Genomic DNA, 16,542 nt, shown 5'->3' on the forward strand with positions numbered 1-16,542 from the left:
GCGCGCGGACTTTACTCCCGGGGTTCGGCGCTGTACCCCTTGGGGCTGACGACGCGACCGAGGGGAACGGACCGCAACCACCTCACAAACCGCCAGCGCAGGGCCCTGACCCGGCCACCCTATGGAACCGCGCCAGTTCCCCGAGGGAGCCAAGAGCCCCCGCCGGAGGCGCCTGCCGTTGACTTCAGGCACCCACCACGCACGACCGCCGCCCGCCAACACAACGTGTGCGCAGTGACTCGGACCGCCGCGCACCACCCACACAACCGGCAGCCGCCCACGCACATCGAGCGGCACAACGAACTGCGTCTCGATCCGTGATTAGTCAATACCAGGTAGTTCCGTAAAAATGCCTTTAACCAACACAGAGACCGCAAGCCGCAAGCCAAAGCCCTGCCAGTGCCAGTGCCAGTGCCAGTGCCAGTGCCAGTCTTGCCCGGTACGCCACTAGTAGGGGAGTAGAGGAGAAGGGGAGATGCGCTGGGGCGAATCAGCTCCCCCCAGCGCCTTCCTGCGCTCCCTGCCAGGCCTCGAAAACCAGCCCGCGCACGGTTCGCACCCCCGAGGCCAGCGCGCCTTCCAGCACCGCGTTCGCGCCGAGCACCGAGGCCGCCAGTTCCGGAACCAGCGGCGTCATCTTGTCCAGCGTCGTTCGCAGTGGTTCCAGTAGCAGGTCCGCGCTGTCGCCGATGCCGCCGCCGAGGACGATCAGTTCCGGGTCGATGACTGCGGCGATCGAGGCGACCGCGTAGGCCAGGCGTTCGGCTTCGCGGCGGACTACTTCCAGCGCGGTGGCGTTGCCTGCGCGCGCTGCCAGGAACACGTCCTTCGCGGAGGCCGCGTCGGTCATGCCCAGCTCGCGGGCGATGGCCACGACTGAGTCGGCGGCCGCCGCGTCTTCCAGTAGGCCGCGGGCGCGGGCGCGGTCCTCGTTGTAGGGGCCGTAGGGGAGGTAGCCGACTTCGCCGGCCGCGCCGTGGGCGCCGGGGAAGAGCTTGCCGTCCACCACGATGCCGGAGCCCAGGCCGGTGCCGATGTGCAGGTAGACGAACAGTCGGCGGTCGCGGCCGGAGCCCGCTGCGTGTTCGCCGAGGGCGGCGAGGTTGGCGTCGTTGAGGACTTCCAGGCCGGTGCCGAGTTTGGCGGCCAGGCGGTCCGTCACCTCGCGGCGGCCCCAGCCCGGGAGGTTCACCGCGTACCGTAGTTCGTTGGTCGCGGTGTCGATCACGCCCGGGCTGCCGACCACGGTGTGCAGGACGCGCGGCCAGTCGACGTCGGCCTGGGCGGCGGCGCGGTGCGCCTGGGCCACGATCGTGTCGACGATGCCGTCGGCGTCCGCGGCCTCGTTGCGGCAGTCGCTGCGGCCGACCACGGTGCCGTCCAGATCGGCCACGCCGACCCGGATCCAGCTGCGGCCGACGTCCACGCCGATGGCGTAGCCGGCGGTCGGGTCGGCCTCGTACAGGACCGGGGAGCGGCCGCGCCCGGCCATCGCCTGCTTGCCGATCTCGCGGACCAGGCCGCCGTGCTCCAGCCGGCCCAGGGCGGTGGACACCGTCGGCTTGGACAGGCCGGTGAGCCGGGCCAGTTCCGCGCGGGAAGTGGCGCCGTCGGCGCGCAGCCGGTCGAGCAGGAGCCGCTCGTTGTTGGTGCGCAGGACGCTGCGGTTCCAGGCGGACTCCACGTCTCGCGGGCTCCTTCTTCGGTCGGGTCGCGGTGGCCGGGTGGGTCCGGCGGGTCGGGTCGGGGTCGGGCGCTCAGGGCCAAGTGGTGAAGCGGTCAGGGTCAAGCGGTCAAGCGGCCAGGGTCAAGTGGTCAAGCGGTCACGACATTAGTCCCCTCACCGGCTGTCAGTGTCCGACGCTACCTTCAGAACATGACCTCCACCGCCCAAATATACGGGTATGTCCGAGCGTCCAGCCTGAGCCCCGGTGGCCTGCTGGACCTGCAGACGTCCGGTGGTGTCACCACCGCGGGCCCGGCGGCGCACCCGCGCTTCTTCTCCGGCTTCCTGGGGGAGGCCGAGCCGGCGGCCGCCGCGCTGCTGGGCGTGGCCAACGTGGCGCAGGCCCGCTACTGGCGCCGGGACCTCGCCGCGCTGCGCGATCCGGTCGTCACCTGCAACGGAGATCGTCTTCGGTTCGAGTCGTTCTCCGGCTGCTGTGGCGTCTACGCCCGGCTGGACGTGCTGGACGAGGGGATGGACGGCACCGCGCTGGACCGCGGCACCACCAACGTCGACGTCAACAACGACCTGCGGCTGGCGCTGGCCCGGGTGCGCGGTGGCGACCCGCTCAAACTTGAGGTCGGGCCTGAGGGGCTGGAGGCCACCACCTTCGACGGCACGGTGGTGGAGCGCAAGGTGCCGCTCCCGGCGCGCTGGCTGCGCGGTTTCGCCGAGGTCCAGGCGGTGACCTCCGGTTACGACCTGCGGGCCGAACTCGGCGCGGGGGACGCGGCGCGGTTCCTGCGCGGGCTGCCGAGCTCGTCGCGCGGCGTGCAGTGGCTGGTCCCGGCCGGCCGGACGCTGCGGTTGGCGGCGTCGGGCGGTCCCGGTGCGGTCTGCCTGGCCGGTCCGCACCGTCTCAAGGAGCTGCTTCCGTTGCTGCGCTTCGGCGGCAGGCTCCGGGTCTACGGGCCGAACCTGGCGCGCGGGGCGAACCCGGTGGCGTCGGTGTGGCAGCTGGACCTGCCCGGGATGCGCCTGGTGCTGACGCTCTCGCCGGAGATCACCCGGGGGTTCTCAGGCGAGGGCGCGGTGTTGTCGGCGCTGGCCGGGGACGATGTGATCGATGACGCCGAGGCGGTGGCCGCGTTGTTGGCCTTCGACGCGCGGATCGAACCGGATGTCCTGGCCGAGCAGGCGGGGCTGCCGGTGGCGCGGGTGCGGGCGGCGCTGACGCAGTTGGGGACGGCTGGGCGGGTCGGGTACGACCACGCGGACGCGTCGTACTTCCATCGGGAGCTGCCGTATGACGCGGAGCGCGCGGCGAAGCAGAATCCGCGGCTGCGCGCGGCCCGGGACTTGCTCGACGCGGGCGCGGTGAGTTGGGACGGGGCTCTCGCGACGGTGAAGGTCGAGGACCACGTGCAGCGGGTGCGGTCGGCGGCCGACGGGGCGTTGTCGTGTACGTGCCTTTGGTATGCGAAGTACCAGGGTGGGCGGGGGCCTTGTAAGCACATCCTGGCGGCGGATGCTTTCCGGCGCGGGGAGCGTGGCGTGGCATCCGAGACCGAGACTGAGACCGACGAAGCGGTGGTGGGGGCGCGATGAGCGCGGAGGGGTTCGCCGCACTGATGGCCTTGGGTGATGCCGGCCGGATCGCGCCGTACTTCGAGGGGATGACGGAGAAGGAGCGGCGTACCTACGTCGCACCGCTGAAGGAGTTCCTGAAGTCGGTGAGCTGGGGCGCCGTGGAGGGCTCCAACTGGACCGAGCTCAAGAAGCGGAGGGCGCGCGCCAACAGCACCGTGATCCCGGCCGCGCTCGCGGTGTTTCCCAGTGCCCTGACGACGGCGAAGTTCCTGCGGACGGTGCAGCGCGAGGGCGTCTTCGATCCCGGGTCCCCGGCCGCCGTCGCGCAGGTGTTGGCCGACCGGGCTCCGGCCTGGCTGGCCGACTTACCCGCGGCGCTGCTCGCGACTCTTGAGCCGGATGGCTGCCATCGGTTGGTCACCGCGGTGAACGAGGTGGCCGGGGTGCCGATGGAGGCGACGCGCGAATTCTTGCGGGCGTGGGGCGTGGAGTACCTGTGGTCGACATGGTCGGCCGACGACGAGAAGCAGAAGGCGAAGCTCCTGGCCGATCCGAAGTTCGGCGAGTACCTGCCGCTGATGTTCGACGACGACGAGAACGACGAGCTGTTCACGTCGTGGTCCGTCTTCGGGGTCACCGCCGCCGAGGCGGTTCGGGCCGGGCTGGTCGTGCGGGCGCCGGTGCTGGACGGCTGTCTGCGGCGGCTGCTGCGGGGCGGGCAGCCCGGGGCGATGCAGGTCCATTTGGCGTTCTGGACCGCGCTGGAGCCCAGTGACGCGGAGGTCGTCGAGCGGGTGTCCAGCTGTATCAGCCTGCTGTCTTCACAGAGCGGGGCGGTCGCGCGTTCGTTCCTGGCGTCGGTGAAGAAGGCCTCTGATGCCGACCTGATCGACGTCGAGCTCGCGCTTGAAGCCGCTTCGATCGCGGTGACGCGGTCCGGGAAGAACGTGGTCAAGACCGCGCTGACCTGGCTGGACGGGCTGTTCGCGAAGCATCCGGAGCGGACCGCGCAGATCGCGCAGACCGTCGCGATCGCGTTCGGCGCGCAGGCGGCGGATATCCAGGAGCGCGCGTTGAAGGTGGTCGGCAGGCGCGCGAAGGGGTTGGGGGAGGCGGAGCGGGAGCGGTTGGCAGCCGACGCGGCGATCTACCTCGCGCCGGATCTGGTCGCGAAGCTCGCCGGGCTGCTCGGGGTTTCGCAGGATTCTCCTACGGCCGACGCCGGGGACTCGGATGTCGCGCCGTATCCGGAGGTCGCGCCCTATGTGCCGCGGCCGTTGCTGCCGCCGATCGGCTCGCCGGCGGAGTTGGCCGAGGTGGTCGCGTCGCTGTCGCAGTCCGATCCGGCCGAGGCGATGGTCTTCGAGCGGGTGCTGGAGGCGGTCGTGGTGTTCCAGCGGACGGATGCCGCGGGGATGCGCGAGGCGCTGGCGCCGGTGATGGAGCGGTATCGCCCGGGGTGGGACTGGAACTCCTCGCAGATCGGGGAGACGCCGCGGATCATGTTGGGCGGGCTGGCCGCCGCGGCCGCCGGGCTCGGGGCGGACAAGCGGCGCGAGCCGCATCGGGTGCGGGTGGGCCAGCTGTGGTCGCGGATGCGGAAGTCGAATCGGGGCTGGCCCCGCCGGACGCGGACCTCACCCGCCGACTTCCTGTTGGCGCGGCTCGGCGAGGTGCACGCGGCGCTGGGCCTGCCGGACCTGCCGCCGTTGGTCTCGGTGCCGACCTCGCCCACCGGCGCGATCGACCCCTCGGAATTGGTGCGGCGGCTGCGGGACTGCCAGGCGCAGGGCCTGGAGCCGTTGGAGGCGGACTTCCACCAAGCGCTGCTGCGGTTGCCGACGGACTGCGGGGCGGTGGACGTCACCGGCTTCCGGTCGAAGGCGGGGCGGCGGCTGGCGGCGTGGGTCGGCGGGGACCGGGTCGAGATTCCCACGCCGGAGTTCCCGGACCCGGCGATGCGCCAGGAGGGGAACGGGGACCTGCTGGCGGCGTACAAGCGGGCGGCCATGAGCGCGCACGTTAAGAGCCCTGAAACGCTGCTGGACCTGGTCCGTGGTGTCTGGAGCGAGCCCGAGCGCTGCTGGGACCAGTCGGACTGGGCGGTGTGCTGGCCGGCGATCGTGCCGACGCGGCCGGACCTGGCCGCCGTGGCGATGATCGGCGGCATCGACTGGACGTCGGCCCCGGCGGTGGTGGAGTCGGCTGTGGTGCTGGCCGAGCAGGATGGGGCGCAGAGCGTGCACGATGGCAGCTACGGCGGCCCGCACAGCGCCACGCACCGGGTGATCGCGGCACGCTTGGTCCACGAGGACGCGCGCATGCGGGCCTCCGGCGTCGACGCGGCGCTGGTACTGGCGGCACGCGAACTGCTGGACCCGGCCACGCTGGCCGCCACTCTGGCGATCGAGCTGCCGATCCCCGGCGCGGGCCTGCGCCGCGCGGTCCCAGGCCTGCGCGACCTGGCCAACGCCGGCGCGGCCACGCAGACCTGGGAGGCGATAGCCCTGCTGCTGCCGGCCCTGCTGCCTCCGGCGCTGCCAAAGGCACTGCCCGGCACCGCGGATCTGCTGGTCCTGGCGACGGAACTGGCCGGCGCCCTGAAGGTGAGAACGCCGATCGCCGAGGTGACCGCACTGGCGCGGAAGAAGGGCGGCGGCGCGGTGCCGAGCGGCGCGCGGCGGCTGGCGGGGGCGCTGGGGGATGGGTGAGAACGGCTGCCGGGCGACCACTTCCCGGAATAAGAGCTCTGCATCGCCCGAAAAGCAATATCGTGCGGAACCAGCCCGGGGTCGTCCGCGTCCAAAGGGTATGTGGCTGAGCAAGTACTTGTGCGCTGTCCCGCCGGTCGTCAGCGTGGCAGGGATCTGCCACAACTGAACGCCCGGTCCGGCTTCGCCGGCGGGTAGCTCGGTGCCCCGCGTCATGGGGTGACGCGGGGCACCGGTGTTCTCGGCTTATGCTCGGCCGGGTTATGCCAGGCCGGGCTATGCCAGACCGGAACCGAGACCGACCCACTCGGGCAGGGCCTCGCACCGCTTCAGCCAGTCCTCCGGGATGCCCGCCACCCCGACCCGGGCCGCGACGATCCCGCCGACGATCGCGCAGGTCGTGTCGATGTCGCCGCCGACGATCGCGGTGTCCCAGAAGGCGTTCTGGAAGTTGTTCGGATTCTTGGCGGCCACCCACAGGCAGAAGGGGACGGTGTCCGGGGCCGAGATGTAGCGGCCGTTGCCCAGGGACGCGGCGGCGCTGCGGGGGTCGGTGAGCGGCAGCAGCGTCATGGCGTTGCCGATGCCGTCGCGGACCAGGCCCGGCGGAGTGCGCTCGGCGATCTCGTCGAGGAAGGCGTGGCCGGTCAGGTCGGAGTCGGCGGCCAGGGCGGCGGCGACGGCCACCGCGACGGCGCCCGCGACGCCCTCCGGGTGGGTGTGCGTGACCTCCGCCGACGCCGTCGCCTCGGCCACCACGCGGTCCAGGTCGGCCGAGCCGTACCAGGCGCCGAGCGGGGCCACCCGCATCGCGGCGCCGTTGCCCCAGGAACCCTTGCCGGAGAACATGCCCTGGGCTTGTTCGCGCCAGTCGGCGCCCTCCTGGCGGATCAGCCGCAGCATGCGGTTGACGCCGGCGCCGTAGCCGCGGTCGAAATCGTGGTGCTCGGCGAAGGAGTGGGCCAGCGTGTCCTGGTCGACGTGGCCGCGGTCGCGCAGGACCGCCAGGACTGAGCAGGCCATCTCGGTGTCGTCGGTCCAGTACCAGGGGTCCGGCGGCAGCCGGCGGTCGGCCAGCAGCGGCTGGTTCAACGGGATGAAGTAGCAGGCGCCCACCGCGTCGCCCACGGCCAAGCCGCGGAGCGACGCGACGGCGCGGGCCGGGGAGCGGTCGTCGGTCATGTTCCACTTCTTACCGCATGGCACACCACTAACTCACCCGGCGTCGCCGGGCGTGCCGCGCGCCGGTTTCCGTACGTGCCGCGCGCCGGTCTCCGTACGCCGGTCCGAGGGCCGGTAACCGACTCGTCTTCGTCGGTGGCATCTGCGATGATCGGCCTCGGGAAGGAAACAAGTGACCAAGCTATTCGCCCCTTACCGGCCAATCCTGGCCATGCCTGGGGCCCGGGCGTTGTTCGTCGTCGCTTTCGTGGCGCGGTTGCCGTTGACCGCCAAGGCGATGGCGCTGACTTTGCACGTCGTGCTGGACCAGGGCGGCAGTTATGCCGCGGCCGGGTTGGCCAGCATGGTGATGACGATCGGCATGGGCGTCGGGTCGCCGCTGCTCGGGCGGATGGTCGACCGGCGCGGCCTCAAGCCGGTGCTGGCGCTGACCGGGGTGTCGGAGGCGACGTATTGGGTGAGCGCGCCGTTCCTGCCGTATCCGGTGCTGTTGGTGACCACCTTCGTGCTCGGCGGGCTGCTCGGCGTGCCGGTGTTCTCGGTGATCCGGCAGGCCGTCGCGGCCCGGGTGCCGGACGGGATGCGGCGGCAGGCGTTCGCCCTGGACTCGATGATCGTGGAGCTGGTCTTCATGGTCGGGCCGGCGCTGGCGATCGCGGCCATCACCTCGATGCACTCGGCGACCGTGACGATGGCGGTCATCGGGCTGCTGACGGTCGGGTCGGTGGTGACGCTGTGGGTGCTGGACCCGCCGATCGGGATCCGGGCCGAGGCCGAGGCCGACGGCCGGGCGGGGACCGGCGAAGGGACCGAAGGCGCCGACGGCACTGCGGGCGCTAACGGCACTGGCGGCGCGAGGCGTCCCGCGCAGCCGGCGAAGATACCGCTGGCCACCTGGGTCCGGCCCGGCTTCGTGCTGGTGCTGGCCACCGGCATGGCGGCGAATCTGGTCCTGGCCGGGACGGACATCTCCATCACCGCGCTGCTGCGCCAGCAGAACGCGGTGAGCATGGCCGGGGTCTGCATATTCGCCTGGTGCCTGCTGTCGCTGATCGGCGGCTTCTGGCACGGCTCGACCGAGCGCCCCTGGCGCCTGCCGGTGCTGATGCTGCTGCTCGGCGCCGGGACCATACCGGTCGGCTTCGTCGGACAGTACGGATGGTGGTGGCTGGCGCTGATCCTGCTCCCGGCCGGCTTCATGTGCGCGCCGACGCTGTCCTCGACGGCCGAGGCGGTCGCGGCGGCGGTGCCGGCCTCGGCACGCGGGCAGGCGATGGGGTTGCAGGGCTCTGCGATGACGCTCGGCGGGGCGATCGGCGCGCCGCTGGCCGGGACGGTAGTCGACGCCTCGTCCCCGGCCTGGTCCTTCGCCACGACCGGGGCGATCGGGGTCGCACTGGCCGCGGCGATGCTGGGGTACCAGCGGTTCGCGGCGCTGCGCGCGGAGCGGGCGGTGGTCCGGGTCGGTGGCGGCGCGATCGAGGCGGAAGCGGCGGCTTGCTGAGGCCTGAGTCCTGAGGCCCGTGGTCTGAGGCCCGTGGTCTGAGGCCCGTGGTCTGAGGTCTGAGGCCTGAGGCCCGTGGTCTGAGGTCTGAGGCTCGAAGCCTCAGGCCTCCGGGCCGCTCGTGGCGACTGCTCACCCCCGCTTCGGCGTCGTCACCACCACCAGCTCGGTCCCGTCCTCCGACAGCGTGAGCTCGGCGGTCAGCGCCGCCAACTCCCCGAGCCGGTGCAAGTGCGTGCCGCCGCAGGCGATCTCGATCGTGCGCTCCGGCAGCTCGCACACCCACTGCCGCCGGGCCGTCAGCTCCGGTCCCGGGGTGTCGATGCGCACCGGCGCGTCCTGGCCCAGCCATTCGGCCAGCCGGGCGTTGATCTTCGCCGTCAGCTCCGGCAGCGCCTCGCGCAGCCCTTCGGGGTCGAAGCCCTTCTTACGGAGCGACTTGCCGAGGCGGTAGCGGTCGGTGCTGGCGTCCAGGCCGATGCGCGAGGTGTCCATCGCCAGGCTGTCGAAGTCCGGGTGGTCCAGGCCGTCGGTGCGGGCTTCCTTGCGCCAGCGGTCGGCCAGCGCCTCGTTCAGGGCCAGGGCCATCAGGTGGCAGCCGGTGTGCGAGGCGGACAGGGCCGCGCGGCGGGCTTCGTCCACGCGCAGCTCGACCGTGGTGCCGGGGGCCGGCGCCTCGGTGCCGTCGAGGACGTGGACGGCCAGCCACTGCCAGCTCTCCTCGCCCCGTCGGACCGGGATGTCGGTGCCGACCGCGAACTCGCCGTCGGGGCCGACGCCGCCGGTCAGGCAGTCCGTCACCGCGTACCGCACCCCGCCGGCGGCCATGGCGCCGGTGTCGCCGGGCTGGTCCGGCCAGCTGTGGTCCAGCGGGTGGAACGGGGTGCTGCCGACGATCACGCCGGTGCCGGCCGGCAGCGGCCGCACGGCCAGGACGGTCGCGGTCCCGGTGGTGGCGCCGGCGGGGAAGGTGACGTGGGTGGTGGTCAGGTCTGCCATGGCGCCATCGTCTCATCGGGGCCGGCGCGGGAGAGAATAGGCGCATGCGCGCGGTGGTCCAGAGGGTGAGCGAGGCGTCGGTGACGGTGGCCGGCGAGGTGGTCGGGGCGATCGAGGGGCCGGGGCTGGCGGTTCTGGTCGGGGTCACCCATGACGACACGCCCGCCAAAGCCGCGCAGTTGGCGCGCAAGCTCTGGGGTCTGCGCCTGTTCGAGGGCGGGAGCGGCGAGCCGGGCAGCGAGGTCTCCTGCTCCGACTCCGGTGCGCCACTGCTCGTGATCAGCCAGTTCACGCTTTACGGCGACGCGCGCAAGGGCCGCCGTCCCACTTGGAGCGCCGCGGCGCCCGGTCCGGTCGCTGAGCCGCTGGTCGACGCGGTGGTCGCCGAGCTGCGGGCGCTGGGCGCGACGGTGGAGACCGGGCGGTTCGGGGCGGATATGAAAGTGGCGCTCGTCAATGACGGTCCTTTCACCGTCATCGTCGAGATCTGAGATTTCCGTAAAGGTGGGGAAACACCTGCTCACCACTTGGTGACGGGGTCTGTTCGCCCGCGCCCCGGCTCTATATCATCATCGGCAATCACGCTCTGGTCGCGGGATTTCCTTGCACTTCCTGACGTCTTCTTCGGCGAGGGCTGTGGTCATGATGAGACGTACCCCGCGCAGACTGACCGTTTCGGTGCTGACGCTCGGCTGTTTCCTGGCGGCGACCATGACGGCGCGCGCCGACCAGCTCTCCGGCGGCATCTCCGCCGAGGGCGCCGTCCACTGCACCACCGCGCCGCCCGCGCCGGACCTCCCGCCCGGCGCCGCCGATCCGGATCTGCTGTGGCCGCAGCAGCAACTCGGCCTGGGCCAGGCCGGCGTCTGGTTCCTGACCCGCGGCAAGGGCGTCACGGTCGCGGTCCTCGACACCGGCGTCGATCCGGCGAACCCGGTGTTCGCGCCGAACGCGGTGCTGCCCGGCCCGAGCGTCGTCGACCCCGGCGGCGACGCCGACTACGACTGCGACGGCCACGGGACCGCGGTCGCGGCGATCATCGCCGGGAAGCAGAGCGGGCTGTTCGGCTTCACCGGTGTCGCGCCCGAGGCCCAGATCCTGCCGATCCGCCAGACCTACACCGCGGATACGCCCGGCAGCTCGGTGAAGCTGGCCGACGCGATCCGCACCGCCACCGCGGCCGGGGCCCGCGTCATCAACATCTCGATCGGCGTCACCGAGAACTCGCCCGAACTGCGTGTGGCGGTGCAGAACGCGCTCGCCAGCGACGTGTTGATCGTCGCCGCGGTCGGACCGGGGCCGAAGACCTATCCGGCGGCGCTGCCCGGGGTGCTGGCCGTCGGCGGGGTCGACCGTACGGGCAAGGCGTTGCCGCACGGGAACGGGGTCATGGTGTCGGCGCCCGGCGGGCCGCTGACGGTTCCGCTGGCCGGCTACGCCGAAGGGCTCACGACGCTGGACGGCCCCGGTATGGCCGCGCCGTTCGTCTCCGGCGTCGCGGCCCTGGTCCTGTCCGACCGGCCGACCCTGCACAACTGGCAGGTGGTGCAGCGGCTGGAGGCGACGGCCGACCAGCCGGCCGCGGATGCCGCGGACGCGGGGGCCCCGGCCCCGGCCGCCACCTCGGCCACGCTGAACCCGGCGACCGGCTACGGAGTCGTCGACCCCTATCGCGCCGTGAGCCAGGACCTGCCGAACGAGGCGCGCCCGGATCCGTCGGTCGGCCCCGGGGCCATCGTCTCCCCGGCCGAGGCCGCCGTGCCCGGCCACGACCGGAACGCGTCCCGGATCGCGCTCGCGATGAGCGCGGCCGGAGTGCTCGCGCTGGCCGCGCCGGTGGCCGTGGCCGCCTCGCGCCGGGGGCGGGTAAAGGGCTCGCGCGCAGGAGTCTGAGGTGACATAGGGTCGGCCCCGTGACCTCCATCAACGATATCGCCGAAGACTATGTCGCCCGCTACGTCGAACTGGACCCGCAGTTCGCGACCGACCTAGGTGTCACCGGGCACGACCACGAGCTCACCGACTATTCCCTGGATGGCTTCGCCGAGCGCAACACGCTGACGGCGTCCACCCTCGCGGCGATCCGGGCCCTGGAGCCCGCGGATGAGAACGAACGCGTGGCCAAGGAGGCCATGGAAGAGCGGCTGGCGCTCGCCGTCGAGACCTACGAGGCCGGCGACGACACCTCCGCGCTGAACGTGCTCGCCAGCCCGTTCCAGGCGGTGCGCTCGGTGTTCGACCAGATGAGCACCGAGGGTGAGGAGAACCACGCGAACATCGCCAAGCGCCTGGCGGCCGTGCCGGCCGCGCTGGAGCAGCTGAAGGCGACGCTGGCCGACTCCGCGGCCAAGGGCCACACCTCGGCCCGGCGCCAGGTGCTGGCCTGTGCGAAGCAGGCGAAGGACTGGAACGGCGAGCTGGGCGCCGGGAACTTCTGGACCGGTCTGGTCCAGCGCACGGGGGCCGGCGGCGCGGTGCGCGGCGACCTGGACCGCGGCGCCGAGGCGGCCACCGCCGCGACCGCCGACTTCGGCCGTTTCCTCACCGAGCAGCTGCTGGCCACCGCGCCGGAGAAGGACGCCGTCGGCCGCGAGCGCTACCAGCGCGCCTCGCGCGAATTCCTCGGTGACGTCATCGATCTGGAAGAGACCTACCAGTGGGGCCTGGACGAGGTGGCCCGGCTGCGTGCCGAGATGAACGAGACCGCCGAGCGCATCGTGCCCGGCGGCTCGCTGAAGGAGGCGCTGGCCGCCCTGGACGCCGACCCGGCGCGGCAGATCGCCGGCGCCGACAACTTCCGGGCCTGGATGCAGGACAAGTCCGACGCCGCGGTCGAGGCGCTGGCCGACGTCCACTTCGACATCCCCGAGCCGGTGCGCCGGCTGGAGTGCATGATCGCCCCGACCCACGACGGCGTCATGTATTACACGCCGCCGTCGGAGGACTTCGAGCGGCCGGGCCGCATGTGGTGGTCCGTGCCCGAGGGCCAGACCGAGTTCGCCACCTGGCGCGAGACCACGACGGTCTACCACGAGGGCGTCCCGGGCCATCACTTGCAGTGCGCGCAGACCGCGTACCGCAAGGACGTGCTGAACCGCTGGCAGCGCTCGATGTGCTGGGTCTCCGGCCACGGCGAGGGCTGGGCCCTGTACGCCGAGCGGCTGATGGACGACCTCGGCTACCTGGCCGACCCGGCGGACAAGCTGGGCATGCTCGACGGCCAGATGATGCGCGCCGTGCGGGTGGTCGTGGACCTGGGCATGCATCTGGAGTTCCAGATCCCGGCCGGGACCGACTTCGGCAACGGCGTCGACCACGGCGGCCGGCGCTGGACCCCGGAACTGGGCTGGGAGTACATGACGGCGAACGTCAACACCACCGAGGCGCAGCTCGCCTTCGAGCTGGACCGCTACCTCGGCTGGCCGGGGCAGGCGCCGGCGTACAAGATCGGCGAGCGGATCTGGCTCCAGGCGCGGGACGACGCCAAGGCGCGCAACGGCGCCGACTTCGACCTGAAGACCTTCCACCGGCAGGCTCTGGACCTCGGTTCGATCGGGCTCAAGCCGCTGCGTGAGGCGCTTGAGCGGCTGTAGTCGCCGCTGTGGTCGCAGCTGTGGTCAGGGTTGCGATCACTGCTGTCATCACAGCACTGATATCAAGCATCCGATGCCCCCGGTCCACGTTGACCGAGGGCATCCGGTGTTCTAGCGTCGGGGGCCATCCGACGAAGGGGGAGTTGGGATGGCTGCTGTGGTGGCCCGGTTCGCGGCGTTGATCAATGAGGAAGTGGCCGAGTGCTACTTGGCGAACGACACGTCCGCGTTCGGCGGGCGTTTCGATCCACGGTCCTTCGGCGGCCGGGCGGTGCTGGACGAGCATCTCGGCGGCCGCGGCTCGGTGCCGGTGCTGCGGGAGACCTTCGGATACGACAGCACGCCGCCGGAGGACCTGCCGCCGATCGGGCCGGAGGGGCAGGAGTGCTTCCTGCTGCGGTGGATTTCCGAGCGGCCCGCTGACCTTCCGGGGACCGGATCGACTCCCGGCGGCTTGCCCGAGTGGCAGCCGTACCGGCCGACGCCGTTCGGGGCGAGTGCGATGATCTGGCGGCTGGGGGCCGACGGTCGGACGGCTTCGTTGGGGACGTACTCGGACGGGGTGTGGGTGCGGACCGGAGCCTCGACGGCTGAGCTCCCGGTCGCCGGGCCGCGGGCCGCGTTGCCGCCGAACGGTCGGTTCGCAGGGTTCGAAGGCGTGACGCACCACGCGTTCCTGGACGTCGAGTCGCGGCTGATGGTCTGGCTGTATCCGATGTCCGGCGGCCCGGGGCGGCGGGTGTCGCCGCAGAAGCTCGACTACTGGACCGACGTGTGGACCCGGTTCACGTGGCGGGGCCGGGTGTTCCTGGCGCTGCGTGTCGAGGACGGTCACGTCGAGGGCCAGCTGTGCAACGGTTCGCTGTCGTGGGCGCGGGCGAACGGGTTGGAGATCTTCAGCCCGGACCATGTCTACGGCCGGTTCCCGCTGGGCGAGGTATCAGAGCTCAGAGAAGTGCGGACCGACCTGCTGGGTGAATGGAGCTCCCGGAATCTGAGCGCCACGCCCGGTCCGGGGTCCGGCACGGAGTTCGGGCGCCGGCTGCGGGACGCGCTCGCCCCGGAGTCCGGCGCGCCGGATGTGATCGCGCTGGTGTCGGCGTGGCCGGGCGGTTCGGGGCCGCGGACGGTGCTGGACTACGTGCTGGAGGCGCTGGTCGTCGGGGCGTTCTCGGAGCCGGACGATCGCGGCGTGCTGGCGTTCGCGCGGGAACTCGGCGGGGAACTGGCCGCGCGGCACCCGATCGGGCCGAACCACGTCGCGATGACGGTGTCCCGTGCCCTCGGCGTCGCCGGGACGTCGCCGGACCTCCCGTCGGCGGAGCAGCTGCGGATCGACCTCGCGATCTGCGCGAAGATCGGCGGCTTCCGCGGCCGGGAGCACGTGGACTGGCTGATCCGGCAAGGCGAGGCGGCGGCGTCCAGGGCCGGTCAGGTAGTGAGCTGACATGGTGGGTTGAGATGGCCGCCGACGTGGCCGCTGAGCCAGTGGGCTGACCCGCCTCGATGATCGCAGAGCCCGGATTCTCAAATCCGGGCTCTTTCTCTCCGCGTACTACTGTGCAGTGTGTAGTACTGTGGTCCGCACAGGAGGGGCGATGGATTCCACACAACTGCTCAAAGGCGTCCTGGACTCGGCGGTGCTCGCGGTCCTGGTCGACGAGGACGGCTACGGCTACGACATCGTCCGCAGGCTGCGGGTCGCGGGGTTCGAGGACATCGGCGACGCGTCGGTCTACGGCACGCTGCGGCGCTTGTACGCCAACGGATATCTGACGAGTTACGTGGTGCCCTCGGAGTCGGGGCCGCACCGGAAGTACTACGGGGTGAACGCCAGCGGGCGGGCGCAACTGAAGGAGTCCACGACGACGTGGCGGGTGTTCGCCGGGGTCATGGACCGGCTGCTCGGAGCGGAGAGGGGAGATCGGGTATGAGTTCCCAGGAGTTCGAGGGGTTGGGCGGCCGAAGCGCGGACGAAGGTCGCGGGGCCGACAGAGCCGACGGAGCCCACGGAGCCGACGAACAGAGCAGCAGTCGCGCCGGCGGTTCCGGCGGCGCTGATTCGGGTCGCGATGGCGGCGGGGTCGGCGGCCGGAGCGGCGACGGCAGTGAAGGATCCGGTGGCCGCGGCGGCGGTGGCCGCGGCGACGAGGTGGCGGGCTACGCGGCCGAGGTGCGGGCGCAGTTCGCCGACCTCCCGGCCGCTGAGAGCGCCGAACTGTTGGAGGACCTTGAGGACCACCTGCGCGAGGTCGCTGCCGAGGGGGCCGGGACGCTGCGGCAGCGGCTCGGTGCGCCGGCGGTGTATGCCAGGGAGCTGCGACAGGCGGCGGGACTGCCCGAGCCGGGCGAGGGGAACGGCTCGGGTGGCACGAAGTCCGCGGGTGTCGCGATGTCGTGGTCTCATGTGCTGCGGACCAGCGTGCGGAATCTGGTGGCCGAATCTGAGCGGCGGATCCGGGCGAATCCGGCCGGGGCGGCGGTCCTGGACTTCCTGCCCTCGCTGCGTCCGGCCTGGTGGGTGGTGCGCGCGTGGGCAGTGGTGCGAGTTCTGCAAGTGATGACGACGAATGTCGACATCTGGCAGAACTTCTCGCTGATCCCGCGCGTCGGCTACAGCACGCTGATCGGCACGCTGTCTCTGTTGGCCGCGATCCCGGCCTCGGTGTACCTGGGCCGACGGAACTACGAGGGCGGGTGGCCGCGCCGACTGATGCTGGTGGGCCACGGCGCGCTCGTGGTGTTCACGGTCGGCATGGCGCTGTCGGCCGTCCACAACGAGAACGACGACGGCAACACGGCGGCCTGGAACAACGCGTCCGCACAAGTGCAGGCGCCCCCGCCGCAGGGGCTCAACGAGTCCGGCAAGCCGATCACGAACCTGTACGTCTACGACGAGAGCGGCAAGCAGCTCGCCGGTGTGCTGGTCTACGACCAGGACGGTCAGCCGGTGACCGCCGCGCCGGGCGCGGACGGGAACGGGAACAGCCAGGCCGACGGCCAGGCGTGGTTCGACGCCCGCGGCCAACTCGTTCCCAACGCTTACCCGCAGCAGCTGTTGCGACAGCAGTTCGGAGACGACGGCTCGCACTTCGTGATGGTCCCGCCGCCGGCGGTGACCGTTCCCCAAGGCGGTCTGAACCACCAACCGGGCCCCGGTACGCCACAGGACTCTGCGACACCCTCGGGCCCGACCAGCCCGACCAGTCCGACCAGCTTGGCCAGCCCGACCAGTCCGACCAGTCCGATCAACTTGGCCGGTCCGACCACCCCGACATCCCCGGCCCCGCCCACCTC

General features: G+C 71.8%; 12 protein-coding genes. 9 read left to right on the plus strand and 3 right to left on the minus strand.

Annotated features, from left to right (window positions below):
• Window positions 1-490: 490 nt before the first annotated feature.
• Window positions 491-1,684 (minus strand): ROK family transcriptional regulator, encoded by a 1,194-nt coding sequence (locus IZR01_RS39475; RefSeq protein ID WP_194895204.1) that lies wholly within the window; start codon window positions 1,682-1,684, stop codon window positions 491-493.
• 192 nt (window positions 1,685-1,876) lie between these two features.
• Between IZR01_RS39475 and IZR01_RS39480 the strand changes: the two genes are divergently transcribed.
• Both IZR01_RS39480 and IZR01_RS39485 read left to right on the plus strand, forming a co-directional pair.
• Complete coding sequence (locus IZR01_RS39480) at window positions 1,877-3,274, plus strand: DprA-like winged helix domain-containing protein (RefSeq protein WP_194926825.1); 1,398 nt, start codon at window positions 1,877-1,879, stop codon at window positions 3,272-3,274.
• Entirely contained in the window at window positions 3,271-5,967 is a 2,697-nt protein-coding gene (locus IZR01_RS39485; RefSeq protein ID WP_194926826.1) for a DUF7824 domain-containing protein, read from the plus strand. Before IZR01_RS39480 ends, IZR01_RS39485 begins: the two co-directional genes overlap by 4 nt.
• Before the next feature lie 276 nt (window positions 5,968-6,243).
• Here IZR01_RS39485 and IZR01_RS39490 read toward each other — a convergent pair whose 3' ends face one another.
• Window positions 6,244-7,149 carry an ADP-ribosylglycohydrolase family protein gene (locus IZR01_RS39490; protein ID WP_194926827.1) on the minus strand — a complete coding sequence of 302 codons (906 nt, stop codon included), beginning with the start codon at window positions 7,147-7,149 and terminating at the stop codon, window positions 6,244-6,246.
• A gap of 172 nt (window positions 7,150-7,321) precedes the next feature.
• Between IZR01_RS39490 and IZR01_RS39495 the strand changes: the two genes are divergently transcribed.
• A complete protein-coding gene (locus tag IZR01_RS39495; protein WP_194926828.1) occupies window positions 7,322-8,653 on the plus strand; it encodes an MFS transporter in 1,332 nt (443 codons plus the stop codon).
• Between the two features lie 132 nt (window positions 8,654-8,785).
• On the opposite strand, the gene IZR01_RS39500 is transcribed toward IZR01_RS39495, so the two are convergent.
• Window positions 8,786-9,652 (minus strand): alanyl-tRNA editing protein, encoded by an 867-nt coding sequence (locus IZR01_RS39500; protein ID WP_194926829.1) that lies wholly within the window; start codon window positions 9,650-9,652, stop codon window positions 8,786-8,788.
• 44 nt (window positions 9,653-9,696) lie between these two features.
• Here IZR01_RS39500 and dtd point away from each other — a divergent pair, with 44 nt between their 5' ends.
• From dtd to IZR01_RS39530, 6 genes are all read left to right on the plus strand, one after another.
• A complete protein-coding gene (gene dtd, locus IZR01_RS39505) occupies window positions 9,697-10,143 on the plus strand; it encodes a D-aminoacyl-tRNA deacylase (RefSeq protein ID WP_194926830.1) in 447 nt (148 codons plus the stop codon).
• A 151-nt stretch (window positions 10,144-10,294) separates the two neighbouring features.
• Window positions 10,295-11,545 (plus strand): S8 family serine peptidase, encoded by a 1,251-nt coding sequence (locus IZR01_RS39510; protein ID WP_194926831.1) that lies wholly within the window; start codon window positions 10,295-10,297, stop codon window positions 11,543-11,545.
• Window positions 11,546-11,565: 20 nt separating this feature from the next.
• Window positions 11,566-13,245, plus strand: a complete 1,680-nt coding sequence (locus IZR01_RS39515; protein ID WP_194926832.1) for a DUF885 domain-containing protein — start codon at window positions 11,566-11,568, stop codon at window positions 13,243-13,245.
• 148 nt (window positions 13,246-13,393) lie between these two features.
• Window positions 13,394-14,692: a hypothetical protein gene (locus tag IZR01_RS39520; protein ID WP_194926833.1), complete on the plus strand. Its 1,299-nt coding sequence runs from the start codon at window positions 13,394-13,396 to the stop codon at window positions 14,690-14,692.
• Between the two features lie 151 nt (window positions 14,693-14,843).
• Window positions 14,844-15,179: a PadR family transcriptional regulator gene (locus tag IZR01_RS39525; protein WP_194899333.1), complete on the plus strand. Its 336-nt coding sequence runs from the start codon at window positions 14,844-14,846 to the stop codon at window positions 15,177-15,179.
• Window positions 15,176-16,542: HAAS signaling domain-containing protein (locus IZR01_RS39530; RefSeq protein WP_194926834.1), on the plus strand; the 1,367-nt coding region annotated here is incomplete at its 3' end. The genes IZR01_RS39525 and IZR01_RS39530, both read left to right, overlap by 4 nt.

This window comes from Catenulispora pinisilvae, from assembly GCF_015356865.1.
GTDB lineage: Bacteria > Actinomycetota > Actinomycetes > Streptomycetales > Catenulisporaceae > Catenulispora > Catenulispora pinisilvae.

What these genes read in the sequence shown, in the direction of transcription:
- IZR01_RS39510 (WP_194926831.1), top strand. Translation starts at nt 10,295, where the DNA reads ATGATGAGACGTACCCCGCGCAGACTGACCGTTTCGGTGCTGACGCTC.
- IZR01_RS39525 (WP_194899333.1), top strand. Translation starts at nt 14,844, where the DNA reads ATGGATTCCACACAACTGCTCAAAGGCGTCCTGGACTCGGCGGTGCTC.
- dtd (WP_194926830.1), top strand. Translation starts at nt 9,697, where the DNA reads ATGCGCGCGGTGGTCCAGAGGGTGAGCGAGGCGTCGGTGACGGTGGCC.
- IZR01_RS39485 (WP_194926826.1), top strand. Translation starts at nt 3,271, where the DNA reads ATGAGCGCGGAGGGGTTCGCCGCACTGATGGCCTTGGGTGATGCCGGC.
- IZR01_RS39490 (WP_194926827.1), bottom strand. Translation starts at nt 7,149, where the DNA reads ATGACCGACGACCGCTCCCCGGCCCGCGCCGTCGCGTCGCTCCGCGGC.
- IZR01_RS39480 (WP_194926825.1), top strand. Translation starts at nt 1,877, where the DNA reads ATGACCTCCACCGCCCAAATATACGGGTATGTCCGAGCGTCCAGCCTG.
- IZR01_RS39520 (WP_194926833.1), top strand. Translation starts at nt 13,394, where the DNA reads ATGGCTGCTGTGGTGGCCCGGTTCGCGGCGTTGATCAATGAGGAAGTG.
- IZR01_RS39500 (WP_194926829.1), bottom strand. Translation starts at nt 9,652, where the DNA reads ATGGCAGACCTGACCACCACCCACGTCACCTTCCCCGCCGGCGCCACC.